At 67.3% G+C, this 24400-nt stretch carries 26 protein-coding genes; 3 read left to right on the plus strand and 23 right to left on the minus strand.

From position 1 onward, the window contains the following. Positions 1–6: 6 nt before the first annotated feature. The 9 genes from pyk to G6N33_RS00420 form a co-directional block, all read right to left on the minus strand. On the minus strand, positions 7–1425 hold the full coding sequence (gene pyk / locus G6N33_RS00380; protein ID WP_044511605.1) for a pyruvate kinase: 1419 nt from the start codon (positions 1423–1425) through the stop codon (positions 7–9). Positions 1426–1520: 95 nt separating this feature from the next. Beyond that, positions 1521–1961: a DUF2752 domain-containing protein gene (locus G6N33_RS00385; protein ID WP_044511603.1), complete on the minus strand. Its 441-nt coding sequence runs from the start codon at positions 1959–1961 to the stop codon at positions 1521–1523. Next, positions 1951–2331, minus strand: coding sequence for a TM2 domain-containing protein (locus G6N33_RS00390; RefSeq protein ID WP_044513339.1), 381 nt, complete (start codon positions 2329–2331; stop codon positions 1951–1953). Before G6N33_RS00390 ends, G6N33_RS00385 begins: the two co-directional genes overlap by 11 nt. A gap of 69 nt (positions 2332–2400) precedes the next feature. Beyond that, positions 2401–3822 (minus strand): prolipoprotein diacylglyceryl transferase, encoded by a 1422-nt coding sequence (locus tag G6N33_RS00395; RefSeq protein WP_044511601.1) that lies wholly within the window; start codon positions 3820–3822, stop codon positions 2401–2403. Then, positions 3819–4625 (minus strand): tryptophan synthase subunit alpha, encoded by an 807-nt coding sequence (trpA, locus tag G6N33_RS00400; RefSeq protein WP_044511599.1) that lies wholly within the window; start codon positions 4623–4625, stop codon positions 3819–3821. The genes G6N33_RS00395 and trpA overlap by 4 nt, the downstream gene beginning before the upstream one ends. Then, positions 4622–5896: a tryptophan synthase subunit beta gene (gene trpB, locus G6N33_RS00405; protein ID WP_044511597.1), complete on the minus strand. Its 1275-nt coding sequence runs from the start codon at positions 5894–5896 to the stop codon at positions 4622–4624. The genes trpA and trpB overlap by 4 nt, the downstream gene beginning before the upstream one ends. Before the next feature lie 77 nt (positions 5897–5973). Beyond that, positions 5974–6792 carry an indole-3-glycerol phosphate synthase TrpC gene (gene trpC, locus G6N33_RS00410; protein ID WP_044511595.1) on the minus strand — a complete coding sequence of 273 codons (819 nt, stop codon included), beginning with the start codon at positions 6790–6792 and terminating at the stop codon, positions 5974–5976. Between the two features lie 104 nt (positions 6793–6896). After that, entirely contained in the window at positions 6897–7586 is a 690-nt protein-coding gene (locus G6N33_RS00415; RefSeq protein WP_408632813.1) for a TIGR02234 family membrane protein, read from the minus strand. Further along, the gene (locus G6N33_RS00420; RefSeq protein ID WP_101528862.1) at positions 7567–9153 is read right to left on the minus strand and encodes an anthranilate synthase component I; all 1587 of its coding nucleotides are present in this window, start codon (positions 9151–9153) and stop codon (positions 7567–7569) included. The genes G6N33_RS00415 and G6N33_RS00420 overlap by 20 nt, the downstream gene beginning before the upstream one ends. A 145-nt stretch (positions 9154–9298) precedes the next feature. On the opposite strand from G6N33_RS00420, the gene G6N33_RS00425 reads away from it, so the two are divergent. Continuing rightward, on the plus strand, positions 9299–9763 hold the full coding sequence (locus tag G6N33_RS00425) for a peroxiredoxin (protein ID WP_101528861.1): 465 nt from the start codon (positions 9299–9301) through the stop codon (positions 9761–9763). Here the strand turns inward: G6N33_RS00425 and G6N33_RS00430 are convergent. The 11 genes from G6N33_RS00430 to hisD all read right to left on the minus strand — a co-directional run bounded on the left by G6N33_RS00430 (position 9760) and on the right by hisD (position 19508). Next, on the minus strand, positions 9760–10737 hold the full coding sequence (locus G6N33_RS00430; RefSeq protein ID WP_044511590.1) for an alpha/beta hydrolase: 978 nt from the start codon (positions 10735–10737) through the stop codon (positions 9760–9762). The genes G6N33_RS00425 and G6N33_RS00430 overlap by 4 nt on opposite strands. 144 nt (positions 10738–10881) lie before the next feature. Next, positions 10882–11826 (minus strand): helix-turn-helix domain-containing protein, encoded by a 945-nt coding sequence (locus tag G6N33_RS00435; RefSeq protein ID WP_049919309.1) that lies wholly within the window; start codon positions 11824–11826, stop codon positions 10882–10884. A 62-nt stretch (positions 11827–11888) separates the two neighbouring features. Continuing rightward, positions 11889–12980 (minus strand): calcium:proton antiporter, encoded by a 1092-nt coding sequence (locus G6N33_RS00440; protein WP_044513334.1) that lies wholly within the window; start codon positions 12978–12980, stop codon positions 11889–11891. A 92-nt stretch (positions 12981–13072) separates the two neighbouring features. Next, positions 13073–13423: a phosphoribosyl-AMP cyclohydrolase gene (hisI, locus tag G6N33_RS00445; protein WP_044511588.1), complete on the minus strand. Its 351-nt coding sequence runs from the start codon at positions 13421–13423 to the stop codon at positions 13073–13075. Continuing rightward, complete coding sequence (gene hisF / locus G6N33_RS00450; RefSeq protein ID WP_044511585.1) at positions 13420–14205, minus strand: imidazole glycerol phosphate synthase subunit HisF; 786 nt, start codon at positions 14203–14205, stop codon at positions 13420–13422. Before hisF ends, hisI begins: the two co-directional genes overlap by 4 nt. A gap of 1 nt (position 14206) precedes the next feature. Continuing rightward, on the minus strand, positions 14207–15007 hold the full coding sequence (locus tag G6N33_RS00455; protein ID WP_044511583.1) for an inositol monophosphatase family protein: 801 nt from the start codon (positions 15005–15007) through the stop codon (positions 14207–14209). 4 nt (positions 15008–15011) lie between these two features. Then, positions 15012–15758, minus strand: coding sequence for a bifunctional 1-(5-phosphoribosyl)-5-((5-phosphoribosylamino)methylideneamino)imidazole-4-carboxamide isomerase/phosphoribosylanthranilate isomerase PriA (gene priA, locus G6N33_RS00460; protein ID WP_044511581.1), 747 nt, complete (start codon positions 15756–15758; stop codon positions 15012–15014). After that, complete coding sequence (hisH, locus tag G6N33_RS00465) at positions 15759–16379, minus strand: imidazole glycerol phosphate synthase subunit HisH (protein ID WP_044511579.1); 621 nt, start codon at positions 16377–16379, stop codon at positions 15759–15761. Continuing rightward, complete coding sequence (gene hisB, locus G6N33_RS00470) at positions 16376–17008, minus strand: imidazoleglycerol-phosphate dehydratase HisB (RefSeq protein WP_044511577.1); 633 nt, start codon at positions 17006–17008, stop codon at positions 16376–16378. The genes hisH and hisB overlap by 4 nt, the downstream gene beginning before the upstream one ends. Next, positions 17005–18195, minus strand: coding sequence for a histidinol-phosphate transaminase (locus G6N33_RS00475; RefSeq protein WP_044511575.1), 1191 nt, complete (start codon positions 18193–18195; stop codon positions 17005–17007). The genes hisB and G6N33_RS00475 overlap by 4 nt, the downstream gene beginning before the upstream one ends. Then, entirely contained in the window at positions 18192–19508 is a 1317-nt protein-coding gene (hisD, locus tag G6N33_RS00480; RefSeq protein WP_101528870.1) for a histidinol dehydrogenase, read from the minus strand. The genes G6N33_RS00475 and hisD overlap by 4 nt, the downstream gene beginning before the upstream one ends. 111 nt (positions 19509–19619) lie before the next feature. Between hisD and G6N33_RS00485 the strand changes: the two genes are divergently transcribed. Beyond that, entirely contained in the window at positions 19620–20030 is a 411-nt protein-coding gene (locus G6N33_RS00485) for a nitroreductase family deazaflavin-dependent oxidoreductase (RefSeq protein ID WP_044511571.1), read from the plus strand. A 38-nt stretch (positions 20031–20068) separates the two neighbouring features. On the opposite strand, the gene nadC is transcribed toward G6N33_RS00485, so the two are convergent. From nadC to nadA, 3 genes are read right to left on the minus strand one after another with little or no spacing between them, the layout of a single operon-like run. Next, the gene (gene nadC / locus G6N33_RS00490) at positions 20069–20926 is read right to left on the minus strand and encodes a carboxylating nicotinate-nucleotide diphosphorylase (RefSeq protein ID WP_044513332.1); all 858 of its coding nucleotides are present in this window, start codon (positions 20924–20926) and stop codon (positions 20069–20071) included. After that, complete coding sequence (locus G6N33_RS00495) at positions 20926–22491, minus strand: L-aspartate oxidase (RefSeq protein ID WP_101528860.1); 1566 nt, start codon at positions 22489–22491, stop codon at positions 20926–20928. Before G6N33_RS00495 ends, nadC begins: the two co-directional genes overlap by 1 nt. Beyond that, positions 22491–23540 carry a quinolinate synthase NadA gene (gene nadA, locus G6N33_RS00500; protein WP_044511567.1) on the minus strand — a complete coding sequence of 350 codons (1050 nt, stop codon included), beginning with the start codon at positions 23538–23540 and terminating at the stop codon, positions 22491–22493. Before nadA ends, G6N33_RS00495 begins: the two co-directional genes overlap by 1 nt. A gap of 57 nt (positions 23541–23597) precedes the next feature. Here nadA and G6N33_RS00505 point away from each other — a divergent pair, with 57 nt between their 5' ends. Beyond that, positions 23598–24320, plus strand: coding sequence for an NUDIX hydrolase (locus G6N33_RS00505; RefSeq protein WP_044511559.1), 723 nt, complete (start codon positions 23598–23600; stop codon positions 24318–24320). Positions 24321–24400 lie beyond the last annotated feature (80 nt).

A 24400-nucleotide genomic window follows, 5' to 3' on the forward strand; every position in this document is an offset into this window, starting at 1 on the left:
TTCGCGCTAGAGGTCGTCCTCCCCGATGCGGTGGACGTGGATCAGGTTGGTGGACCCTACTGTGCCAGGTGGCGCGCCGGCGACGATCACCACCAGGTCACCGCGCTTGTAACGACCCAGCTCAAGCAGCGATTTGTCGGCCTGGCGAATCATCTCGTCGGTGGAGTCCATGATCGGGACGATGAAGGTCTCGGTGCCCCAGGTCATGGCGAGCTGGCTGCGCACCTCGGGCCAGGCGGTGAATGCCAGGAGCGGCAGCGGGGTGTGCAGCCGGGCCAGCCGGCGCACGGTGTCACCGGACTGGGTGAAGGCGACCAGGGCCTTGGCGTCGAGCCGCTCGCCGATGTCGCGGGCGGCGTAGGAGATCACCCCGCGCTTGGTGCGCGGCACGTGGGTGAGCGGCGGGGCGGCCGTGGAGTTCTCCTCCACCGCGGTCACGATGCGGGCCATGGTGCGGACCGCAGCCAGCGGGTACTTGCCGACCGAGGTCTCGCCGGACAACATCACCGCGTCGGCACCGTCGAGCACGGCGTTGGCGACGTCGGAGGCCTCGGCGCGGGTGGGCCGCGAGCTGTCGATCATCGACTCGAGCATCTGGGTGGCGACGATGACGGGTTTGGCGTTCTCGCGGGCCACCTGGATGGCACGCTTTTGCACCAGCGGAACCTCTTCCAGCGGCAGCTCGACGCCGAGGTCGCCGCGGGCCACCATGATGCCGTCGAAGGCCAGCACGATCGCTTCGAGATTGTCGATGGATTCCGGCTTTTCCAGCTTGGCAATCACCGGCACCCGCCGGCCCAGTCGATCCATCACCTCGTGCGCCAGCTCGACCTCCGACGGCGAGCGCACGAAGGACATGGCGACCAGGTCGACGCCTAGGTCCAGCGCGAAGGTGAGGTCGTCAATGTCCTTGTCGGACAAGGCCGGTGCGGACACGTTCATCCCGGGCAACGAAATGCCCTTGTTGTTGCTGACCGGGCCGCCCTCGATGACCCTACAGACCACGTCGTCACCCTCGATGGCCTCGACAACCAGTCCTACCTTGCCGTCGTCGACCAGAACACGGTCACCCACCGCGGCGTCGTTGGCCAACGTCTTGTAGGTGGTCGACACCCGGTCGTGGGTGCCCTCGCAGTCCTCGACAGTGATCCGAACCGTTTCGCCGTCAGCCCAATACGTGGACCCGGTGGCGAAGCGCCCGAGCCTGATCTTGGGGCCCTGCAGGTCCGCGAGCACGCCAACCGCGCGCCCGGTGGCATCCGACGCGGCACGTACCCGCTCGTACGCCGCCTTGTGATCCGAATAATCGCCGTGGCTGAAGTTCAATCGGGCAACGTCCATCCCTGCCTCGACCAACGCCAACGTCAGATCATCCGTTTGGGTTGCGGGGCCTAGGGTGCAGACGATCTTTCCGCGTCTACTCACGCCGATCAGCTTAGTCGCGCCGCGGGTGGTGGGAGTGACCCTCAGGTGACCACAGGTAAAGCCACAGAGAAATCATCCCGGCGCGTCGCGCGCCACTAACCGCTCAGCATGGTCGGAACCAGCGGAAAGCCGCTCAAATTCCGCAGTACCGTCCATCCGATTGCCGCGACAACGATTGCACTCAATGCCGCCACCGGGACCGAGCGCCGGCCCTGGCGTCGTCGGATCAGCAGCCATGCAGCCAACAGTGGCAGCCCGATCAGCAGAAAGATGTTGTCGTTGACGCTGGCGGCCAGATCACCGTGCAGCAGGTCGTGGGTCATCCGTAGCCCACCGCAGAAGGGACAGTCCCAGCCGGTGAGCGCCTTGAACGGACACTGTGGGTACAGGGAACCGACATGGTGCGGGTTGACGAGGCCGATGTAGCCCAGTGCTCCGCCCAGCAGTAGGCCGGTCCCGGCCGCCAGGTAGCGACGGTGCTGATGTCCGCACTGATCCGGTTGTTCCGGCGTGCGCGAGGTGAGCTCAGGTGCCATCGCGTAGCGGGCGGCCCTGCGGATCGTTGACTTTGTCGGTGAGGATCAGCACCGCATCGACGATGCTCCAGATCAACCCAACTCCACAGGTCAGCAGGCCCACGAGTAGTTGTGCGACGCCCATGCCGACGTCGCCGATGTAGAACCGGCCGATACCGCCGATGCCGACCAGACTGAGCAGTTGCAAGAGACCTGCGATGGTTTTCGATTTGTCCGAATACGGCAGCCCCGTCACCGGATGGCGGCCGTAGGGCGCCCACGGGTCGGCTTGTGGCGCCGCCGAATAGGGCGGATACGGCGGTGGATATCCGGGCGGCTGTTGCGGTTGTGCACCTGAGTCAGGGGCTTGGCTCCATGACGGATCGGTCACGGTCTCAGCATGCCAGATCCGCTGGTGATACCCCAGCCTCACGGTCAGGGCATGTTCGCTCGGCCGACGCTACCGTCGGTTTCTGCGTCGCAGCGACCAGCGCCGTTGCGTTTCCTTGACGTCGACGCCGGGTGTGGAGGCTTCGGCTGTGGCTGTGTCGGCCTCCGGTTCTTCGGCTTCCGGTTCTTCGGGTGCCGCGTCCTCGGCTTCCGGTTCTTCGGCCTCCGGTTCTTCGGCCTCCGGTTCTTCGGCTGCCGCGTCCTCGTCCTCCGGTTCTTCGGCTGCCGCGTCCTCGTCCTCCGGTTCTTCGGCTGCCGCGTCCCCGACTTCCGGTTCTTGGGCTGCCGGCTCGTCAGCTTCCTCAACCGCGGGCTCCGCGGCTTCCGACTCCGCAGCTTCCTCAACCGCCGGCTCGGCGGCCTCCGCCCCCTCGGCTGTCGCGGTTTCGGCTTCGTCAACCTCAGCCGACTCGACGGCGTCTTCCGGATCCCCCGGTTCGTCCTGATCGCCAGCGCTCGCCACCGCAGACGAGGAAGCCATGGAAGAAGCCGAGGAGGCCGTCGCAACACCCGCAAGCTCGTCGGCCGGCTTCGCCTCCGGTTCGGATTCCGCGTCGGCAGCGTAATCCTTGCCGCGCAGACTCTCCGGATCCTCGCGCCCTTTAGGCGCCAACATGATGTACACGACCGCACCGATGAACACGAACGTGGAGGTGAACGTGTTGATCCGAATCCCGGCAATATGGGTGGCGGTGTCGTCCCGCAACAATTCGACCCAGAAGCGTCCGACGCAATAAAGCGCGACGTACGCCGCGAAGAGACGACCGTGACCCAGCCGGTAGCGTCTGTCGATGAAAATCAGGATGGCGAAAACGATGACGTTCCAAATCAATTCGTAGAGGAACGTCGGTTGCACGACGACCGCCAGTTGCCCCGTCGACACGCCGTCGAGTGAGTGCGGGTCGATGTATCCGGACGGGTCGCGCCGATAGAAGATCTCCAAGCCCCAGGGCAGCGTGGTCTCGCGGCCGTAGAGCTCCTGGTTGAAATAGTTGCCCAAGCGGCCGATTGCCTGCGCCAGGATGATGCCCGGGGCGACCGCGTCGATAAAGGCCGGCAACGGAATGCCACGGCGACGGCAACCGATCCAGGCCCCGAGCACACCGAGGGCCACCGCGCCCCAGATGCCCAATCCCCCGTCCCAGATCCGCACCGCCGCGCTCAACCCGGCACCGCCTGGTCCCCAATACGTACGCCAATCGGTGGCCAGGTGGTAGAGCCGGCCTCCGATCAGACCGAACGGCACCACCCACAGCGCGATGTCGTAGATGACCCCCCGTTGCCCGCCGCGCGCCGCCCACCGTCGATCACCGATCATCAACGCAACCACGATCCCAGCGATGATAAACAGGGCATATGCGCGTATCGGCAACGGCCCAAGATGCCAGACACCTTGCGGTGGGCTCGGGAAATAGGTGGGCAAACTTCTCATGATGTCGACACTCGCACACCTTGGGCCAATTCCTGGCACAAGGCACGCAAGTGTGGCAGACCGTCGCCGAGCGCCGACACCAACGCGGAACCCGTGATGACCCCGTCGGCGTAGCTGCCGATCTCGGCGGCCTGTTCGCGCGATCGCACGCCAAGGCCCACCCCAACCGGGATGTCGGACACCGCCTTGACCCTGCTCACCAGTTCTTCCGCTGCGGTCGACACCGCGTCACGGGCTCCTGTCACGCCCATCGTCGAGGCGGCGTAGACGAATCCGCGGGATGCTTCGATCGTGCTGACCAGTCGCTCGGGCGTCGATGACGGCGCCACCAGGAAAATGCGATCTAGCCGATGGTCCTCGGATGCGGCGAACCACTCGTCGGCCTCGTCGGCGATGAGATCGGGAGTGATCATCCCATGTCCACCCGCCGCTGCCAGATCGCGCGCGAACGCGTCAATCCCGTAGCGCAGCACCGGGTTCCAATAGGTCATGACCACCGCGCGGCCGCCGGCCGAACTGATCGCCTCGACCGCGGTCAGCGCGTCACGGACCCGCACTCCCCCCCGCAGCGCGGCTTCGGTGGCGCGGGCGATGGTCGGTCCGTCCATGCCCGGATCGGAATACGGGATGCCGACTTCGATGAGGTCGCAACCCGATTCGACCAGCGCAACCATCGCGTCCACCGAGGTGGGCACGTCGGGATAGCCGGTGGGCAGATAGCCGATCAGCGCTGCCCGGTTTTCCGACCGGCACGCACCGAACAGCGGGGCCAGCCGGCTGGCCTGACCTTGCTCGACGGTCATTGTCGGCCCTGCTCGTCGAGCAGCCCGAACCACTTCGCGGCCGTCTCGACGTCCTTATCGCCGCGCCCCGAGAGATTAACCACGATGATGGCGCCGGGCCCCAATTCGTTGCCGAGCTTCACCGCGCCGGCCACCGCGTGCGCGGATTCGATGGCCGGGATGATGCCTTCCGTACGACACAACAAGCGGAACGCGTCCATCGCTTCCGAATCCGTGATCGGCCGGTACTCGGCGCGCCCGGAATCCCGCAACCATGCATGCTCTGGCCCCACCCCCGGATAATCCAAACCTGCTGAGATGGAATGGGATTCGACCGTCTGACCGTCTTCGTCCTGCAGCAGATAGGAAAACGAGCCTTGGAACGCGCCGGGCGAACCGCCGGTGAATGTCGCGGCATGCCGGCCGGTCTCGACGCCGTCGCCGCCCGCCTCGTAGCCGATCAACCGCACCGCGGGGTCGTCGATGAAGGCATGAAAGATGCCGATCGCATTCGATCCACCACCGACGCATGCCGTGACAGCGTCGGGCAGCCGACCCCCTTGCGCCTGAATCTGTGCGCGCGCCTCGAGCCCGATGATCCGCTGGAAATCGCGCACCATCGTGGGGAACGGATGCGGTCCCGCCGCGGTGCCGAAGCAGTAGTAGGTGCTGTAGGCGTTGGTGACCCAATCCCGGAACGCCTCGTTGATGGCGTCCTTGAGCGTCTGGGAACCGGCGTCGACCGAGACGACCTCGGCACCCAGTAGTCGCATCCGTGCCACGTTGAGCGCTTGGCGGGCCGTGTCGACCGCGCCCATGTAGATCACGCACTCCAGCCCCAGCAGCGCGCAGGCGGTGGCCGTGGCCACGCCGTGCTGTCCGGCGCCGGTCTCGGCGATCACTCGGGTCTTGCCCATCCTCTTGGCCAGCAGCGCCTGACCCAGCACGTTGTTGATCTTGTGAGAACCGGTGTGGTTCAGGTCTTCTCGTTTGAGGAAGATGCGCGCGGAGCCGGCGTGCGCACTCAGCCGGGTGGCCTCGTAGAGCGGCGAAGGTCGGCCTGCGTAGTTGGCCTGCAACCCGTCGAGCAGATCCAGGAACTCCGGATTGACGCGTTCCTTCTCGTAGGCAGCGGTGACTTCCTCGATCACCGCCATCAATGCCTCGGCGACGTACCGGCCGCCATAGCTGCGGGGGCCGCCGAAATGACCACGAGCATCGGGGTCGTGTCGGGTGGGTGTGGAGATGGCCTCGCTGGTAAGCGGCAGGGCCGGGCGCGTGAGATCCACCATCACCAATGCTCAACGCGGGGACGGCTCATGGGGTTCAACGTTTCAAGACGGGGCTCGCCAGCAACGGTTCAAAAAGACTAGCGAGCCGGTTTCGGACAGGACGGATGGGTGCCGGCGGTCACCAGATCGGCAACCGCCGCGCGCGGGTCGCCACTTTTGACCAGGCCTTCACCGACGAGCACGGCATCCGCGCCGGCACCGGCGTACGCCAACAGGTCTCCGGTACCACGCACTCCGGATTCCGCAATGCGGATTACGTTGCTGGGCAGCCCGGGTGCGATGCGCGCGAAGCAATCCCGATCCACGTCCAGCGTCGCGAGGTCCCGGGCGTTGACCCCGATCACGTTGGCCCCTGCCTTCAGCGCGCGGTCGGCCTCTTGTTCGGTATGTACCTCCACGAGCGCCGTCATACCGAGAGATTCAGTGCGGTCGAGCATCGCCGCCAGCGCGGACTGTTCCAACGCGGCGACGATGAGCAACAACATGTCGGCGCCGTGCGCACGCGCCTCGTGAATCTGGTATGGCTGGACGATAAAGTCCTTGCGCAGCACCGGAATCGACACGGCGGCTCGCACGGCATCGAGGTCGTCGAGCGAGCCATGAAACCGTCGCTCCTCGGTCAGCACGCTGATGATCCGCGCCCCGCCGTCTTCGTAGGCGCGGGCCAGCTTCGCCGGATCGGCAATGGGCGCCAACGAACCCGCCGACGGGCTGGCGCGCTTGACCTCCGCGATGACACCGATGCCGGGCTCGCGCAGCGCGGCCATCACATCGAGTGGTGGCGGCGCCGCCGCGGCCGCAGCCTTGATCTCGGAAAGTGGGACACGCGCTTCGCGCGCGGCAACATCGGCCCGGACTCCCTCAAGGATGGAGTCGAGGACAGTCGCCGGACTCATACCTGTCGTTTCCCTTCCCGCAGCCACACCGACGGTCACCGCACCGGTTCTGAGCCGATTTCGACGACGTCACGCAAGGGTAGCGACCGTCGGCTCGCGGCACATCACCGACCCTCGGTGTCCGGCCCCCGGGGCCGGTCCGTCGGGTCGTGTCCCCCGTCGAGTGCGTCCCAGATCATCCGCTCCGACATACCCGGGACTCCCCGCTCCTCCAGCATTGCCCCATCGGCGCCTTCGCGTTTGGCATTCGAGCGGCGAGTCGCCGGCGCGGCGTATTTGACGGCGCTCCGGCGGGCCGCCTCCGCATTCGAAGCCGACCGCATCAACAACACCGCCGCAGCCACAGTGCATACTGCGGCGCCCACGGCGACACCCGCCCCCCAGTAGCGCCGTTCGCTTCCCACCAGCGTCACCAGCGAGATGTGGGCGAGTTCGGTTCCGCGCATCGCGACATCGGGCAGTACCCACAGTCCGACACCCAGATAGCCGATCGCCAGGCTGGCAACGGCCAGCAGACCCGCCAGCACCCGCAGCGCCCAGCCGCGCACCGCGAGCGCCGCGACGGCGGTCGCGAGCAACAGCAGCGCCAGCGGAAGCAGCGCCGCCGACCACATGCCCCCGGACAGGGTCACGTTCTTGGGCGGCCCCAATCCGTCGAACGACCGGACGACCACCCAGGGCAACCGCGACGCCACCCACAGCGCGGCGGCGCCGATGACCAGCAGCAGCTGGGCTACACCGATCGTCACCCGGGCCTGTCGGTCCGCCGGGGCATCAGCCATCTCGGGAGCCATCTCGGGAGCCATCTCGGGAGCCATCTCGGGAGCCATTGCGGGGCGCGTCCGGAGCGCTCAGCGTCTCCGCCGCCGCGATCGCGTTCAACACCGCGCGCGCCTTGTTGGACGCCTCGTTGTGCTCGTAGGGACCGTTGGAGTCGGCCACCACCCCGCCGCCCGCCTGAACGTAGGCCACACCGTTACGCATCAGCGCCGTGCGGATGGCAATCGCGAAGTCGGCGTTCCCGGCGAAGTCGAGGTAGCCCAAGACGCCGCCATACACACCGCGACGCGTCTTCTCCACCTCCTCGATCAGCTCCATCGCACGCACCTTTGGCGCGCCCGAGAGTGTGCCGGCCGGGAAGCATGCGGTGACCGCGTCCAATGCGCTGCGGCCCTCGCCGAGCAGACCGGTCACCGTGGACACCAGGTGCATGACGTGGCTGTAACGCTCGATGTGGCTGTAGTCCTCGACACGGACGCTGCCCGGCGTGCAGACCCGGCCGAGGTCGTTGCGGCCCAGGTCGACCAGCATCAGATGCTCGGCCCGCTCCTTGTCGTCGGAGAGCAGCTCCTTTTCCAGCAGCTGATCTTCTTCCTCGGTCTGCCCCCGCCACCGGGTACCGGCGATCGGATGGGTCGTCGCACGCCCTTCAGAGACGGTGACGAGGGCTTCGGGGCTGGATCCGACGATCGAAAAGTCCGTCGCGCCAACGCTATTCGGTACATGCAGCAGGTACATGTAGGGGCTGGGGTTGGTCACCCGCAGAATCCGGTAGACCTCGAACGGGTCGACGTCGGTGTCCATTTCGAAGCGTTGCGAGGGCACCACCTGAAAAGCCTCGCCGGCGGCGATCTGCTCGACGAGGTAGTCGACGATCTTGCCGTACTCCTCGACCGTGCGCTGCGACCGGAACGACGGCTCGGGCCGGCGGAACGTCGCGACCGTGGACGGCAGCGGCTGACTCAGCGCCTCGGTCATGACGTTCAAACGGGCGACGGCGTCGTCGTAGGCCTCGTCGACTCGCTCGTCGGTGCCGTTCCAGTTCACGGCGTTGGCGATCAGCGTGATGGTGCCCTCGTGGTGGTCGACAGCGGCCACGTCGGTGGCGAGCAACATCAGCATGTCCGGCAGCCCGAGGTCGTCGACGGCCAACTCGGGCAAGCGTTCCAGGCGCCGCACCATGTCGTAGGCGAAGAACCCGACCAGTCCGCCCGACAGCGGCGGCAGCCCCGGGACCGCCGCCGTGGCAAGCAGCTCCAGGGTTGCCCGCAGCGCATCGAGCGGGTCACCGCCGGTGGGCGCGTCCTGCGGCACTGCCCCCAGCCAGACCGCCTGGCCGTCGCGCACGGTCAGCGCCGAGGGCGCTCCAGCCCCGATGAACGACCAGCGCGACCACGACCTGCCGTTTTCCGCGGACTCCAGCAGGAAGGTGCCGGGGCGATTGGCGGCGAGCTTGCGGTATGCGGATAGGGGTGTCTCACTGTCGGCCAAGACCTTCCGGGTCACCGGCACGACGCGGTGTTCCGCCGCGAGCTGGCGAAACTCCTCCCGCGAGGTCGTGTGGGCGAGGTCAGGGTGCACTGAACCATCCTCGCAGATCCCCTCGGGTCGACGACGCGGCAATCGGGCACAGCCCGACGACGACGCACACCGCGCAGCGGAGTGCAAGGAGCCGGGCAATCGGGCACAGCCCGACGACGACGCACACCGGCGTAGCCTGACGGCCATGAAACCTGGTGACACGGTGCCCGACTTCGAACTTCCGGATCAAACCGGGACGCCACGCAAGCTCAGCACGCTGTTGGCGGACGGCCCGGTCGTCCTGTTCTTCTACCCCGCGGCGATGACGCCCGGATGCACCAAGGAGGCCTGCCACTTCCGCGACTTGGCCGCCGAGTTCGCCGCCGTCGGCGCCAACCGGGTCGGCATCAGCACCGATGCCGTGCACAAGCAGGCCAAGTTCGCCGACAAGGAAAACTTCGACTACCCGCTGCTGTCCGACGCCGACGGCGCGATCGCCACCCAATTCGGCGTCAAGCGCGGCCTGCTCGGCAAGCTGCTGCCGGTCAAGCGCACCACCTTCGTCATCGACACCGACCGCACGGTGCTCAACGTCATCTCCAGCGAATTCAGCATGGACGCGCACGCCGACCAGGCGTTGCAAACGCTGCGGGCGCGTTCGTCGGCCTAGACCGCCGGCAGGTCCGCGAAATCGGCTGCCGTAGTGGCCGATTGGGGCGCTTCTCGACCGCCGAGATGCTCGACGAAGAAGTCCCGCGCGGCCGCTTTGGCCTTGTCGCTCGCGGGACCCCGGTAAGCGTCAAAGTGACCGCCCGGGACGATCACCAACCGCTTGGGATGCGCGGCGGTTTCGAACACCCGTAGCGCCGCCTCGCTCGGTGTCACCACGTCGTCGGCCAGCACCACCATCAGGAGCGGCGTCGGCGTGATGTAGGGGACGTATGCGCCAGGTTCGTAACCGAGGACGTATTCCACACTGCGCAGCGTCATCTGGTTGGCGAAGCCGGGATCACGTTCCACAGCCCCGCCGGGTCCATAGAAGTACTGGTAGGCGTCGGGGCTCGGCAGCACGACATTGGCGTTGGGGTCAGCATCGACGATCGGGATGGTTGCCGCCACATCGCTGTCCGACCGAGCGCGCCGGTCGGCGGCAAACGCCTCCGCAACCGCGGGCAGCAGGTCCGCACGGATCAGGTTCTGCGACTGCAGTTTTCCACTGACGAACGGCGCCTGCCCGGCGACTGCCTTGAGACGGCGATCGATCGCGCCCAGCACCAGCACATGGGCCGCCGAGAGACTGGTGCCCCAGGCCCCCAGGCGGTCCGGGTCGACGTCGGGGCGGCTCTGCACATAGGTGATGGCGTGCTGGTAGTCACGAATCTGCTGCCATGGATCGGTCTCGTTACGCGGCATGCCGGGTGCGGCGTCCGAACGCCCCCAACTGCGGTGGTCATAGACCAGCGCCGCGACTCCCGCTGCCGCGAACACCGCCGCGAAATCTGCGATGAAGTGGGCTACCTCGCCCCCCAGACCATGCGCCATCACAACACATGGCGCGCGGCCGCCCGCCGGTTCCGCCCCGAAAAACAAGCCACGCAGGGTCACGCCATCGGCGTCGAACTCGACGTCTTGCGCCTCACTCATAGTGCTTCCTCTCTGCCTGCGGCAGTACGACATCTGCTGCCTTACGGCAACGCGCTTGCCGTGCAACATAAGTCAGGTTAGAAAGCGAAGAGCTGAGCTCGTTTGACTCTCGACGCGCAATAGTTGTCCGACTGCGCGAGCGGGTTACGCGGGCCGACGCAGCCGGCTCGGCGCAATCCCATACTGCTTGGCGAACGCGCGACTGAAATGCGGCAAACTGACGAATCCCCACCGCGCGGCGATGTCGCCCACCGGGTCATCGGTCGTCACCAGGTCGGCGTAGCAGCGCGCCAGCCGGCGTTTGCGGATGTGAGCAGCCAACGCGATGTTGTTCGATCGCAGCACGGTGTACAGCGTGCGGACCGACACGAAATTCGCGGCCGCAACTACCGCTGGCGTCAGCGCCGGGTCGCCCAGATTGCCCTCGACATAGGCAAGAACGCGCTCGCACAAATCCTCGGCGCCCCGCCGCCGCAGCGTCGTTGTGCCCGGCAAACCGCCCCCGACATCGGCGAGCATCTGAATCACCAACGCCGTCGCCCGCTCCGTCGCTTGAAGGCTCATCGTCGGGAGGTTGGCGCTCAAGACCTCGAGCAACCCAAACAGCGGGCGGATGGCGCCGAGCCGACAGCCGGGCACCACGTGCACCATCGCCGGGGTGTGCACGTCGAGTCCCAAGGCGTCGGCTAAGCTGCGCGGCACAACCAACGTCCGCTTGCGCACCGTCTCGACGATTTCGTAGGCACCGCTGACATCGGTATCCCACACCATCAGATCGCCCGGCCCGAGCGCCAACACTTCGTCACGCTGACGAATGAACTCGCGGCCGGCCAGGACGTACTGCAGCCCAACCACGTCGCGGGGCGTTGTGCTGACTTGCCGGGCGCGCCGGATGCCACCGTGCGGGGACGTTATCCCGTCCACCAGACGCAGCGGCCCCAACGGCCGTTCTTGCACGGTTGCCGAGAAGATCCCCAGTTCAGCGTCCTCGCCCGTCATCGCGAACGGGAGATAACACCTGCGCAGCATGTCGCTGAAGACGTCGACGTCGTCAGTGACCTCCCACGCGATCGGCGCTTCAACTGTCATAGGACGACCCAGTTTAAGGAATTGCCGGCGTCGATGCCCGTGCCGTCCAGGACCTTCGGCCGCTAGGGGACGACCGCCAGAAATACGAAGGCGGCCAGCAACACCAGATGTACCTCACCCTGCAACCGGGTCGCGCGACCGGGCACCACGGTCAGCATGCTGACCACCACTGTCAACGCAAAGAGCACCAACTGGGTGGGACCCAAGCCCAGGATCAGCGGTCCCTCGAGCCAGATCGACGCCAGCGCAATGCCCGGGATGGTGAGTCCGATGCTCGCCATCGCCGAACCGTAAGCGAGGTTGAGGCTGGTCTGGATCCGGCCGCCGCGCGCCGCGCGCACCGCCGCGAGCGTCTCCGGCAGCAACACCAACGACGCAATCACCAGACCGACGAAAGAATGCGGGAAGCCGACCGCCGCCACCATTTTCTCGATGGCCGGTGATTCCTGCTCGGCCAACCCCACGACCGCGACGAGCGCCACCAGCAGCAGACCGACGCTGCGTAGCGCCGCGGCCTTACTGGGTGGTTCCGCATGGCTTTCCTCGTCGACCGGGTGCTGCTGACCCTCTTGCTCGATCGGCAGAAAGAAGTCGCGATGGCGCACCGTTTGGGTGAAGACGAACAGCAGATACAGGAGCAATGACGCAACGGCAGCAAATCCCAGCTGCCCGGGCGAGAATTCCTGGCCCCCGCGGGTAGTGGTGAAAGTCGGTAACACCAAGCTGAGCGTTGCCAGCGTAGTGACCGTAGCTAGCGCCGCGCCGGTGCCGTGCGGATTGAACAACGTCACGCCATAGCGGCGTGAACCCAGCAGCAGCGACAACCCGGCAATGCCGTTCAGGGTGATCATCACCGCGGCCAGCGCGGTGTCTCGGGCCAGCGTCTCCGCATCGTGGCCGCCCGAAGCCATCAGCGCAATGATGAGCGCCAGCTCGATAACGGTTACCGCCGTGGCGAGCACCAGCGACCCGAATGGCTCCCCAACCCGATGGGCCACCACCTCCGCGTGGTGCACCGCGGCCAACACGGCACCGATCAGGAATATCGCCTCGAGCCCGGCGAGCAGTGGCCCAGGCACCGTGTCCCAGGTCAGCGCAAGCATGACCAGGGCGGCCAACGGCACCGCCACATTCCAGGACATTCGTTCGCGCATCGCCCGCCATTCTGGCTGAAAGTCATGGCCCCGATGTGCCGGCCGGCGCATTCGCCACCTCAGCACCTGCTCACACGCCGAGTAACGATGGGTCAGGCTTCGGGTTGCAGCAGTAGATCGCTGTCGAAGCAGCTGTGGTCTCCGGTGTGGCAGGCCCCGCCCACCTGATCGACGGTCAGCAGCACGGCGTCACCGTCGCAGTCCAGCCGTACTGAATGTACGTGCTGGGTGTGACCGGACGTCGCGCCCTTGATCCACTGCTCACCGCGGGAACGCGAAAAGTAGGTAGCTTCACGGGTTTCCAGTGTGCGGGCCAGCGCGTCATCATCCATCCAGGCAACCATCAGCACGTCGCCGCTGCTTCGCTCCTGCACGACCGCGGTGAACAAGCCGTCGTCGTTGCGCTTGAGGCGGGCGGCGATGCCGGGATCGAGCCTCGTCATCGCACCGTGATCCCTTCGTCAGCCATCGCGGCCTTCACCTGTTTGATGGTCAGCTCACGAAAATGAAAGACGCTGGCCGCCAGCACAGCATCGGCGCCGGCAGCAACGGCGGGCGCGAAGTGGCCCACCGCACCGGCGCCGCCGCTGGCGATCACCGGGACCGTGACCGCGGCACGGACCGCCCGCAGCATGTCCAGATCGAAGCCGGCCTTGGTGCCGTCGGCGTCCATCGAGTTGAGCAATATCTCGCCCACACCCAGCTCGGCACCGCGGGTGGCCCATTCGACGGCGTCGATTCCGGTGCCACGGCGCCCACCGTGCGTGGTGACCTCCCAGCCCGACGGCGTTGGCGCCGATCCGGGTGGCACGGTACGCGCATCGACGGACAGCACGATGCACTGCGATCCGAATTGCCTTGACAGCTCTGCCAATAATTCGGGTCGAGCGATCGCCGCGGTATTGACCGAGACCTTATCCGCCCCCGCACGCAGCAGCACGTCGACATCGGCGACGGTGCGGACTCCGCCGCCGACGGTCAGCGGGATGAACACCTGTTCGGCGGTGTGGCGCACCACGTCCAGCATCGTCGCGCGGCCCGACGAGGACGCCGTCACGTCCAGGAAGGTCAGTTCGTCGGCGCCCTCGGCGTCGTAGGCCGCGGCGAGTTCGACGGGATCTCCCGCGTCACGTAGGTTTTCGAAGTTGACCCCTTTGACGACGCGCCCGTCGTCGACGTCCAGGCACGGGATCACTCGTACCGCAAGGTCGGTGCCCGTGTGCATGTCAGTAGTCCTCCGGCCGGCCGACGCTGCGGATGATATCGAGGACCTGCTCGTAGGCGCCGGGGGCCGCTGCCAGCACCGAGCGCGACTCGGGCGTCCACGGCTGCCCGGCTAGGTCGGTAACGGTGCCACCCGCGGCCCGCACCTGCGCGACCCCGGCGGCGTGATCCCATACGTGTCCGCCGAAAGCGATTGCGGCGGAGAGTATTCCGTCGGCGACATAGACCAGATCGATGCCCGTGGAGCCGTGCATACGCAACCGCGAACACACCGTGCTCAGCTTCTCCAGCAACGCAATCCGATAACGCCCGGGAAACTGCCCTCGCGATTCGGAGTTGAAAGTGCCGACGCCGATCAGGGTGTCGGCCAGATCCGTGTGAGTCAACGCCGGTTGGTCGACACCGTTTCTGACCAGCCGACCATCGGCGACGGCGGTGTAGTAGTCCTGCGTGAACGGCATCCAGGTCAGGCCGGCCACCGGTTCTCCGTCGCGCAGCAGAGCCAACAAGATAGCCGCCATCGGCGATCCCGCGGCGTAGTTGAAGGTCCCGTCGATCGGGTCCAGCACCCACACCCACGGCGAATCGACCGGCGCGCCACCGAATTCCTCGCCGTGCACCCCAATTCCCGTCGCCGCCTGCAGCGCGGCCACCACCTGCCGCTCGATTTCGAGATCGACCTGGGTGGCGAAATCGTTGCCCTTCTTGCGAACCGCCGAATCAGCCCGACGCCCCGCGACGAAAGACTCCGCGGCCGCGTCGAGGATCGCCGACGCCTCGGCCAGCAGCCCGTTGACGTCCATCGGTCTAGTCCCGTACCGCGTCCAGCGCCTGCGGCAGCGTGAACCGTCCCGCATACAGCGCCTTACCCACGATCGCTCCCTCGACGCCGCGGTCAACGAGCGTCGCGATTGCGCGCAGGTCGTCAAGGCTGGACACGCCGCCCGAGGCGATCACCGGCGCCTCGGTCCGCTCGGCGACGCGGGACAGCAGATCGAGGTTGGGGCCACCCAGGGTGCCGTCCTTAGTGACATCGGTGACGACGAACCGCGAACAGCCTTCGGCGTCAAGGCGTTCCAACACGTCCCACAGGTCGCCGCCGTCGGTTTCCCAGCCGCGCCCGCGCAGCCGGTGTACTCCGTCTGGATAAGATTTGTCGATCTGCACGTCCAGGCCGACGGCGACCTTGTCGCCGTGCTCGGCGATGGCTCGGGCGCACCACTGCGGATTCTCCAGGGCCGCCGTGCCCAGATTGATCCGGGCACACCCGGTAGCCAGTGCCGCGGCCAACGAATCGTCGTCACGGATACCCCCGGACAGCTCCACGTGCACATCCAGCTTGCCCACCACTTCGGCGAGCAATTCGCGGTTAGAACCTCGCCCGAACGCGGCATCCAGGTCCACCAGATGGATCCACTCGGCGCCGTCACGCTGCCAGGTCAGCGCCGCGTCCAGCGCGGAGCCGTACTCGGTTTCGCTGCCGGCCTTGCCCTGCACCAGGCGCACGGCGCGGCCTTCGACGACATCGACGGCGGGTAGCAAAATCAGCGGCATTTACAGTCCCTCAACCCAGTTGCTCAATACGGCCGCCCCGGCATCCCCGCTCTTCTCGGGATGAAATTGCGTGGCGGAAAGTGGCCCATCCTCGACCGCGGCCAAAAACGGCACGTGATGGGTGGCCCAGGTCAGCACGGCCTCCGGCGCCCCATCCCAATGTTGCGCCGCGTAGGAGTGCACGAAGTAGAACCGGGCCGACGAGTCCAGCCCCTTGAAAAGCTGGCTGCCGGAACCGGATTGCACGACGTTCCAGCCCATGTGTGGGATCACCGGGGCGTCCAGTCGGGTCACCGCACCCGGCCACTGCGCGCAGCCGGCCGTCTCCACGCCGAACTCGACGCCGCGCGCAAACAGGATCTGCATGCCGACACAGACCCCGAGTACCGGTCGGCCGGCGGCCACCCGCTCGGCGATGATCCGCTCCCCGGCAATCTTGCGCAGTCCGGTCATGCACGCTTCGAAAGCGCCGACGCCCGGCACCACCAACCCGTCGGCGGACGCCGCCGCCGCGGGGTCGGCGGTGACTTCCACGGTGGCCCCGACGCGCTCCAGCGCACGCTGCGCCGAGCGTAGGTTGCCCGAACCATAGTCTAGGACGACTACGAATTTCTCTGTCACAAAACACCTTTGGTGGATGGCACACCCGAAACGCGGGGGTCGGGTTCGACCGCCTGGCGCAGTGCGCGGGCCACCGCCTTGTATTCGGCTTCGGTGATGTGGTGCGGGTCGCGGCCGTACAGCACCCGCACGTGCAAGGCGATGCGGGCGTTCATCGCCAGCGATTCGAACACGTGCCGGTTGATCACCGTGTGATAGGGCACGGAGTTTCCGGCGATGGTGGTGTGTTGCAGGTGATCCGGTTCGCCGGTGTGCACGCAGTACGGCCGGCCGGAGACGTCGACGGCGGCGTGCGCCAGCGTCTCGTCCATCGGAATGAAGGCGTCCCCGAAGCGGCGGATGCCCCGCTTGTCGCCAAGTGCCTGACCGAGCGCCTGCCCGAGCGCGATCGCGGTGTCCTCGATGGTGTGGTGCCCTTCGATCTCGACGTCACCCTTGGTGCGCACGGTCAAGTCGAAGCTGGCGTGGCTGCCCAGTGCGGTCAGCATGTGGTCGTAGAACGGCACACCGGTGTCGACGTCGACCTGCCCGGTGCCATCGAGGTCGAGCTCGATGACGATGTCGGATTCCTTGGTGCGGCGCTCGATTCGGGCGCGGCGCGCCGCGCTGTTGGTCTGCGAGGTGGTCACGGCGCTCCTTGCCCATCGTCGCGACCCGCTGCACGCGGTGCCGCCGCGCTTGCGACCGCTGCTACTGTTTGGTCGACCAGCTCCGTCCTGGCGATCTCGGCGCTCGCCTTCAAGAACGCGTCATTCTCGTCGGCCAGGCCGATGGTGGTGCGCAGATAGCCCGAAATCCCGACGTCACGGATCAGTACCCCTTCGTCCAGGTAACGCTGCCATGCCGCCGACGCATCGGCGAACCGGCCGAACAGCACGAAGTTCGCGTCGCTGGGGATGACCCGAAAGCCCAAGCCCGCCAAGGCCGCCATGACACGCTCGCGTTCGGCGATCAGCGTGGCCACGCTTCCCAGCGTGTCGTCGGCGTGCCGCAATGCCGCGCGGGCGGCGGCCTGCGTGAGCGAGGACAGGTGATAAGGCAACCGCACCAGCAGCATCGCGTCGATTAACGCCGGTGTGGCGACCAGGTAACCGAGTCGGCCGCCGGCGAAGGCGAACGCCTTGCTCATAGTGCGGCTGACCACGAGCCGGGTGGGGTACGCGTCGAGCAACGCCACCGCGCTGGGCTGCGACGAAAATTCACCGTAGGCCTCGTCCACGATCAGAATGCCCGGCGTCACCTCGAGCAGACGGCGCAGATCTGGCAACGGAATGCTCTGTCCCGAAGGGTTATTCGGGCTCGTCACGAAGACGACGTCCGGCCTACGTTCGGAAATCGCGGCGACGGCCGCATCGACGTCCAGACTAAAGTCGTCGGCGCGGGCGGCTACCAGCCACTCGGTGCGGGTGCCGTCGGCGATCAGCGGATGCATCGAGTAGGACGGGACGAACCCGATCGCAGTGCGGCCCGGCCCGCCGAACGCCTGCAGCAGCTGCTGCAGGATCTCATTGGAACCATTGGCCGCCCACAGGTTGTCGACGCTGAGCGGCGTGCCGGTCTGCGCCGTCAGGTAACTGGCCAGATCGGTGCGCAACGCCACTGCGTCTCGGTCGGGGTAACGGTGCAGCTGCGCCGCGGCTTCCTGCACCGACCGAACCACGTCGTCGACCAGCGCCTGGCTGGGTGGATGCGGGTTCTCGTTCGTGTTCAACCGCACCGGGACGGCCAATTGCGGTGCGCCGTAGGGCGACTTGCCCCGCAAGTCATCGCGCAACGGCAGATCATCGAGGCTGACCCGCCGGTCGGCAGCCGTCATCGTTCGAACCTCCGCCGTACCGCCTCGCCGTGCGCCGGCAGATCCTCGGCCTTCGCGAGGGTCACCACGTGACCGGAGACGTCCTTCAGGGCGGCCTCGGTGTAGTCCACGACGTGGATGCCTCGCAGGAAGGTCTGCACCGACAGGCCGCTGGAGTGCCGGGCGCTGCCGGCGGTCGGCAACACGTGGTTTGACCCGGCGCAGTAGTCGCCGAGACTCACCGGCGACCACGGTCCGACGAAAATGGCTCCGGCCGAACGTATTCGGCTGGCCACCCGCGGTGCGTCGGCGGTCTGAATTTCGAGGTGTTCGGCGGCGTAGGCGTTGACCACCTTGACACCGGCGTCCAGGTCGTCGACCAAGATGATCGCCGACTGTGGCCCGCTCAGCGCGGTGCTGACTCGCTCACGGTGCACGGTGGTCTGCAGTTGGGCCGCCACTTCGGTGTCGGTGGCCGCGGCCAGTTGCTCGCTCGCGGTTACCAGCACGCTCCCGGCCATCTCGTCGTGTTCGGCCTGGCTGATCAGGTCGGCGGCGACGTGCGCGGGGTCGGCGGTGTGGTCGGCCAAGATCGCGATCTCGGTCGGCCCGGCTTCGGCGTCGATGCCCACCAACGACCGGCACAGTCGCTTGGCCGCCGTGACGTAGACGTTGCCGGGCCCGGTGATCATGTCGACCGGCGCGAGTGTGCCACCGTCGGTGTCCACACCTCCGTAGGCCAGCAAGGCCACCGCCTGAGCGCCGCCGACCGCCCACACCTCCTCCACACCCAACAGCCGGGCAGCGGCCAGAATCGTCGGGTGCGGCAGGCCGTCAAAGTGGGCCTGCGGCGGGCTGGCCACCACCAATGACTCGACCCCTGCAGCCTGCGCGGGAACCACATTCATCACCACGCTCGACGGGTACACGGCGTTGCCGCCGGGCACATACAGGCCCACCCGCTCGACGGGAACCCAGCGCTCGGTGACGGTCGCACCGGGCCCCAGCACGGTGGTGACGTCGGTGCGGCGCTGATCCGCGTGGACCGCGCGGGTGCGCTCGATCATCACCTGCAGCGCGTCGCGCACGTCGGCGGCCAGGCCGTCCAGCGCGGCCCGCAACGCGGCGGCGGGAACCCGGACGGCGGACGGGCGTACGCCGTCGAATGACTCCCCGAACTCCAGGGCCGCCTCAGCGCCCCGTTCAGCCACGGCGTCCACGATTGGGCGCACCTTCGGCAATACGGTCTCCACGTCAGCACCACCGCGCGGCAGGGCGGCCCGCAGTCGGGCAGCAGTCAGCTCCGCGCCCCGCAGGTCGATGCGGGCCAGCACAGAGGGTGGCGAGGCAGTCACAGCGTCCATTGTCCCAGAGGAGCTCAAATCAATAACCGGCCGGTAGTCTGCCGGTAATCACGCCTACCGACGTCCCGCAAAGGAGCAGGCATGTCGACCAAGGATCACCCGAACAACGCGCCGGGCATCCCCATGGTGTACCCGAGCTGGTTCGAGAACTTCCAGGTCAAGTACGTCAATCCGAGGCTCAAACCGATCGCACGCTTCCTGCCGGGGACGGCAACGATCGAGCATCGCGGGCGTACCTCCGGCAAACCATACAAAACCATCGTCACCGCCTACCGCAGCGGCAACCTGCTGTGCATCGCACTGGGCCACGGCAAGACCGACTGGGTGAAGAACGTGCTGGCCGCGGGCCAGGCGGACCTGCACTTCGCCCGTAAGACCGTGCACATCGTCAACCCCCGGATTCTGCCGGCCGGCGCCGACGGCACGGGCCTGCCCTGGCTGGTGCGGCTGCAGCTGCGCCGGATGGCGGTACTGGTCAGCGACGTGGACTGACAGGGGCATGACACGGCCTTGCCGGCCCCGGAACAGACCTACATATCCAGGCCGATATCGAGCACCCGGACCGAGTGCGTCAGCGCCCCGACGGCCAAATAATCCACCCCGGTCGCGGCGTAGTCCGCCGCCGTCTCCAGACTGAGCCCGCCCGAGGACTCCAGCAGGACAGTCGGCGCTCGGGAATCGCGCCGCTGCACCGCAATCTGCGTCTGCCACACCGGGAAGTTGTCCAGCAGGATCAACTCCGGCTTTTCGGGCAGCACCTCGTCAAGCTGCTCGAGTGAGTCCACTTCGACCTCGCACGGCAGCTCGGGTGCGGCCGCACGCACCGCCCGTAGCGCCGCCACCACCGAGCCCGCGGCCGCGACGTGGTTGTCCTTGATCAACGCTGCGTCCCCGAGCCCGAGGCGGTGGTTGGTCCCGCCGCCGACCCGCACGGCGTACTTCTGCAGTGCGCGCAGCCCGGGCAGGGTTTTGCGGGTGTCGCGAACCTGCGCCTTGGTGCCGCTGACGGCGTCCACCCATGCCGCGGTCGCGGTCGCGATACCCGAAAGGTGACAGACCAGGTTCAGCATCGTGCGCTCCGCGGTCAGCAGGCCACGGGTCTGCGCTCGCACGGTCAACACCGCCTGCCCTGGTTGCACTCGGGCACCGTCGTCGACGCGGTCGAGCACCTGGTACGCCCCGGCGCCCAGCACCTCGTCGAGCACCAGCACGCCAACGTCCAGTCCGGCGATCACGCCCGGTTCCCGGGGCACCATCGATGCCGTCGCGATGCCGTCGGAAACCGTTGCGAGCGTGGTGATGTCGGGCCCGTAACGCAGATCTTCCTGCAGCCCGCGCCGCACGGCGTCGGAAGCCGCGGCGAGTTCGGCGTCGGACAGCGCCGCCATCAAGACACCGCCGCCAGCGTTTCCGCGCACACGGTATCGGCCAGCCGGACCACGATGCCGCGGGCGTGTTCTGGCGCGGTTTCCGGGAATTCGGCACGGTGGTGGCAGCCGCGGCTTTCGGTGCGGGCCAAGGCCGCCGCGGTCACCGCACGGGCGGTCAACGTCAAAGCCACGTCTTCGAAATCGCGGCGACCCTCGACGACCCGAACCCGGGCCCGCGACAGCATGTCGGACAATCGTTGCAACCCCGCGGCGTCCCGCACCACCGAGGCGTCCCGGCTCATCGCCGTCTGCAGTTCGCGCCGCTTCACCGCGGTGTGGGTGAGCGGTGGCGGCGCGACGAGGGGCCTCGGCCCGGCGGCCTCGGCATGCGCGGCCGCCGCCTGGCCGGCTCGACCACCCACGACCAAACCCTCGAGCAAGCTGTTGGACGCCAAGCGGTTCGCGCCGTGCATGCCGGTGCGGGCCACCTCGCCGGCCGCGAACAGGCCGGGCAGCTCGGTTTGACCGTGCACGTCGGTGATTACGCCGCCGCAGCTGTAGTGCGCGCCGGGAAGTACCGGAATGGGCTGGGTGACAGGGTCGACGCCGGCGTCCCGGCACGCGGCGGTGACATTGGGGAATCGCGCCGCGAAGTCCTTGATGCGGCGCGCGTCGAGATAGACACAGTCGTCGCCGGTGGCCCTCAGCCGGGCGTCGATGGCGCCCGCAACCACATCGCGCGGCGCCAGGTCACCCATCGGGTGAACACCTTCGGTGACCGAATTGCCTTGCCGGTCAATCAATATCGCCCCCTCGCCGCGGATTGCCTCGGTGATCAACGGCCGGCGACCGCCGGCCTGGCCGCCAAACAGCATGGTGGGGTGGAACTGAATGAACTCGAGGTCGCCGACTCCGACGCCGGCCAACAATGCCAGTGCGATGCCGTCACCGGTTGATCCTTCGGGGTTCGTGGTGGCGCTGTAGAGATGGCCGAGCCCACCGGAAGCCAGAATGACCGAGGGTGCGCTGATGATCCCGACGCCGTCCGGATTTCTGACGGCCACCCCGGTGACCGCGGCGCCGTCGTGCAGCACTTGCAGCGCCACGTGACTGGTACGGATGTCGAGCCGGCGGGCCGCGTGGTCGAGCGCACGCTGCACCTCGGCGCCGGTAGCGTCCCCACCGGCATGCACGATGCGCCGTCGCGAGTGCCCGCCTTCGCGGCTCAGCGCCCACCGGCCCGGAGTCGATTCGTCGAATCGCGCACCGTCGCCGACCAGTTCGCGAACCGCGCGATAGCCGTCCGCAACGATCGAATGCACCGCCTCGGCGTCACACATGCCGGCACCGGCGGCGAGGGTGTCGGCGACGTGTGCGTCGACGGAATCGTCGTTGTCGGGCAGCACGACCGCGATGCCGCCCTGCGCGTAGTGCGTCGCGGTGACGGCGTGGGTCTGCTCGGCCTTGCTCAGCACGACCACGCTGCGGCCGGCTCGATGGGCGGCCAACGCGGCCGCCAATCCCCCGACGCCCGTGCCGATCACGACTACGTCGACGGCGTGCGTCCAGGCGGGACGGGTCATCATTCGCCGCCGCCCGGCTGACCGATCGCGATCATCCGTTGCACGCTGCGCCGTCCGGCCGCCGCGACGTCCGGGTCGACGTGCACCTCGTCGGCCCCTTCGACCAGGCAGCGCAGCAAGGCGGCGGGCGTGATCATCTTCATGTACTTGCAGGAGGCACGATCGTTGACGGCGCGGAAGTCGACTTCCGGTGCGGCGCGCCGCAATTGATGCAGCATGCCGACCTCGGTGGCCACCAGCACCTGGCGGGCGCGGGTCTCGTGCGCGGCGTCGAGCATGCCGCCGGTGGACAGAATCTTGACCCGATCCTCCGGGAAAGCGCCCTCGCCCGCGAGATATAAAGCCGAAGTCGCGCAACCGCATTCAGGGTGCACGTACAGCTCCGCGTCGGGGTTGGCGCGGGCCTGCTCGGCAAGCTCATCGCCGTTGATCCCAGCATGCACGTGGCATTCCCCGGCCCATACGTGCACGTTCTTGCGACCCGTCACCCGCCGGACGTGAGCGCCGAGAAATTGATCGGGGCAGAACAGCACCTCACGATCGGGGTCGATCGATTCGACCACATCGACGGCGTTGGACGAGGTGCAGCAGATGTCGGTGAGCGCTTTCACGGCGGCCGTGGTGTTGACGTAGGACACGACGACGGCGCCGGGGTGCTCGTCCTTCCAGGCGCGCAGCTCGTCGGGAGTGATGGAATCGGCCAGCGAGCAACCGGCTCGCTGATCGGGAATCAGCACGGTCTTGTTCGGACTCAGAATCTTGGCCGTCTCGGCCATGAAGTGCACGCCGCAGAACACGATGGTGTCCTCCGGGGCCTCCGCCGCGATGCGTGACAGCGCCAGTGAATCGCCGACGTGGTCCGCGACGTCCTGGATGGCGGGCAGCTGATAGTTGTGGGCGAGCACGGTGGCGCCGCGCAGCGTGGCCAATCGACGAATCTCGTTGGCCCACTGCGTATCCGCGTCGACACCTTGGTAGCCGGCGTCGGAATTGGTGACGTTGGCGATCATGTCTTCGGCGAGCGTGTCCATGCGATTCAGAATCGTCACGGCGGCTCCTTTCGACCCAGTAAGTGCCCGAGGGGTTTTCGACTTATAATCGAAAACATGGCCCATATTAGCACCGCGCACGAAGTGCTCGCGGTCGTGTTCCAGGTTCGGCAGGCCACCGAGCCGGTTACGGAAACCATCCCAGCGGGGAAACCGCAGCTTAACGTGCTGTTATGGCAGCGTGCCCGCGATCCGCAGCGCGGCGCGTGGTCGCTGCCCGGCGGGCAGCTGCGGTCCGACGAGGACATGACCACCTCGGTGCGCCGCCAACTGGCCGAAAAGGTGGATCTACGGGAGTTGGCGCACCTAGAGCAGCTGGCGGTGTTCTCCGACCCGCACCACGTCCCAGGCGCGCGGGTCATCGCGTCGACCTTCCTGGGGTTGGTGCCCTCCCCCGCCATCCCGGAACTCCCGCCGGATACCCGCTGGCATCCGGTGAATGCGCTGCCGCCGATGGCATTTGACCACGGCCCGATGGTGGCGCACGCTCGCACCCGGTTGGTCGCGAAGATGTCCTACACCAACATCGGATTCGCCTTGGCACCAAGGGAATTCGCGCTGTCGACATTGCGTGACATCTACGGTGCGGCGCTCGGCTACCAGGTGGACGCGACGAACCTACAGCGCGTGCTGGCGCGGCGCGGCGTGATCACGAAGTCTGGCACCGTGGCGGCGTCGGGCCGCAGCGGCGGCCGGCCGGCCGCGTTGTACCACTTCACCGATTCCCGGTTGCGGGTCACCGACGAGTTCGCCGCGCTCCGGCCGCCCGGCCAGCCCTGATCGGCGGCACGCCGAGCGGCGTAGGAGACCACAATCACAGAGTCGGCCATTACGTTTTGGTTACCGGTCGTTCATACGCG

The organism is Mycobacterium simiae, assembly GCF_010727605.1.
Lineage (GTDB): Bacteria > Actinomycetota > Actinomycetes > Mycobacteriales > Mycobacteriaceae > Mycobacterium > Mycobacterium simiae.

Coding starts and splice junctions, on each gene's coding strand:
- G6N33_RS00385 (WP_044511603.1), bottom strand. CDS start 1,961: ATGGCACCTGAGCTCACCTCGCGCACGCCGGAACAACCGGATCAGTGC.
- G6N33_RS00395 (WP_044511601.1), bottom strand. CDS start 3,822: ATGAGAAGTTTGCCCACCTATTTCCCGAGCCCACCGCAAGGTGTCTGG.
- trpA (WP_044511599.1), bottom strand. CDS start 4,625: ATGACCGTCGAGCAAGGTCAGGCCAGCCGGCTGGCCCCGCTGTTCGGT.
- trpB (WP_044511597.1), bottom strand. CDS start 5,896: ATGGTGGATCTCACGCGCCCGGCCCTGCCGCTTACCAGCGAGGCCATC.
- trpC (WP_044511595.1), bottom strand. CDS start 6,792: ATGAGTCCGGCGACTGTCCTCGACTCCATCCTTGAGGGAGTCCGGGCC.
- G6N33_RS00415 (WP_408632813.1), bottom strand. CDS start 7,586: ATGGCTCCCGAGATGGCTGATGCCCCGGCGGACCGACAGGCCCGGGTG.
- G6N33_RS00425 (WP_101528861.1), top strand. CDS start 9,299: ATGAAACCTGGTGACACGGTGCCCGACTTCGAACTTCCGGATCAAACC.
- G6N33_RS00430 (WP_044511590.1), bottom strand. CDS start 10,737: ATGAGTGAGGCGCAAGACGTCGAGTTCGACGCCGATGGCGTGACCCTG.
- G6N33_RS00435 (WP_049919309.1), bottom strand. CDS start 11,826: ATGACAGTTGAAGCGCCGATCGCGTGGGAGGTCACTGACGACGTCGAC.
- G6N33_RS00440 (WP_044513334.1), bottom strand. CDS start 12,980: ATGCGCGAACGAATGTCCTGGAATGTGGCGGTGCCGTTGGCCGCCCTG.
- hisI (WP_044511588.1), bottom strand. CDS start 13,423: ATGACGAGGCTCGATCCCGGCATCGCCGCCCGCCTCAAGCGCAACGAC.
- hisF (WP_044511585.1), bottom strand. CDS start 14,205: ATGCACACGGGCACCGACCTTGCGGTACGAGTGATCCCGTGCCTGGAC.
- G6N33_RS00455 (WP_044511583.1), bottom strand. CDS start 15,007: ATGGACGTCAACGGGCTGCTGGCCGAGGCGTCGGCGATCCTCGACGCG.
- priA (WP_044511581.1), bottom strand. CDS start 15,758: ATGCCGCTGATTTTGCTACCCGCCGTCGATGTCGTCGAAGGCCGCGCC.
- G6N33_RS00475 (WP_044511575.1), bottom strand. CDS start 18,195: ATGACGGCTGCCGACCGGCGGGTCAGCCTCGATGATCTGCCGTTGCGC.
- G6N33_RS00485 (WP_044511571.1), top strand. CDS start 19,620: ATGTCGACCAAGGATCACCCGAACAACGCGCCGGGCATCCCCATGGTG.
- nadC (WP_044513332.1), bottom strand. CDS start 20,926: ATGGCGGCGCTGTCCGACGCCGAACTCGCCGCGGCTTCCGACGCCGTG.
- G6N33_RS00495 (WP_101528860.1), bottom strand. CDS start 22,491: ATGACCCGTCCCGCCTGGACGCACGCCGTCGACGTAGTCGTGATCGGC.
- G6N33_RS00505 (WP_044511559.1), top strand. CDS start 23,598: ATGGCCCATATTAGCACCGCGCACGAAGTGCTCGCGGTCGTGTTCCAG.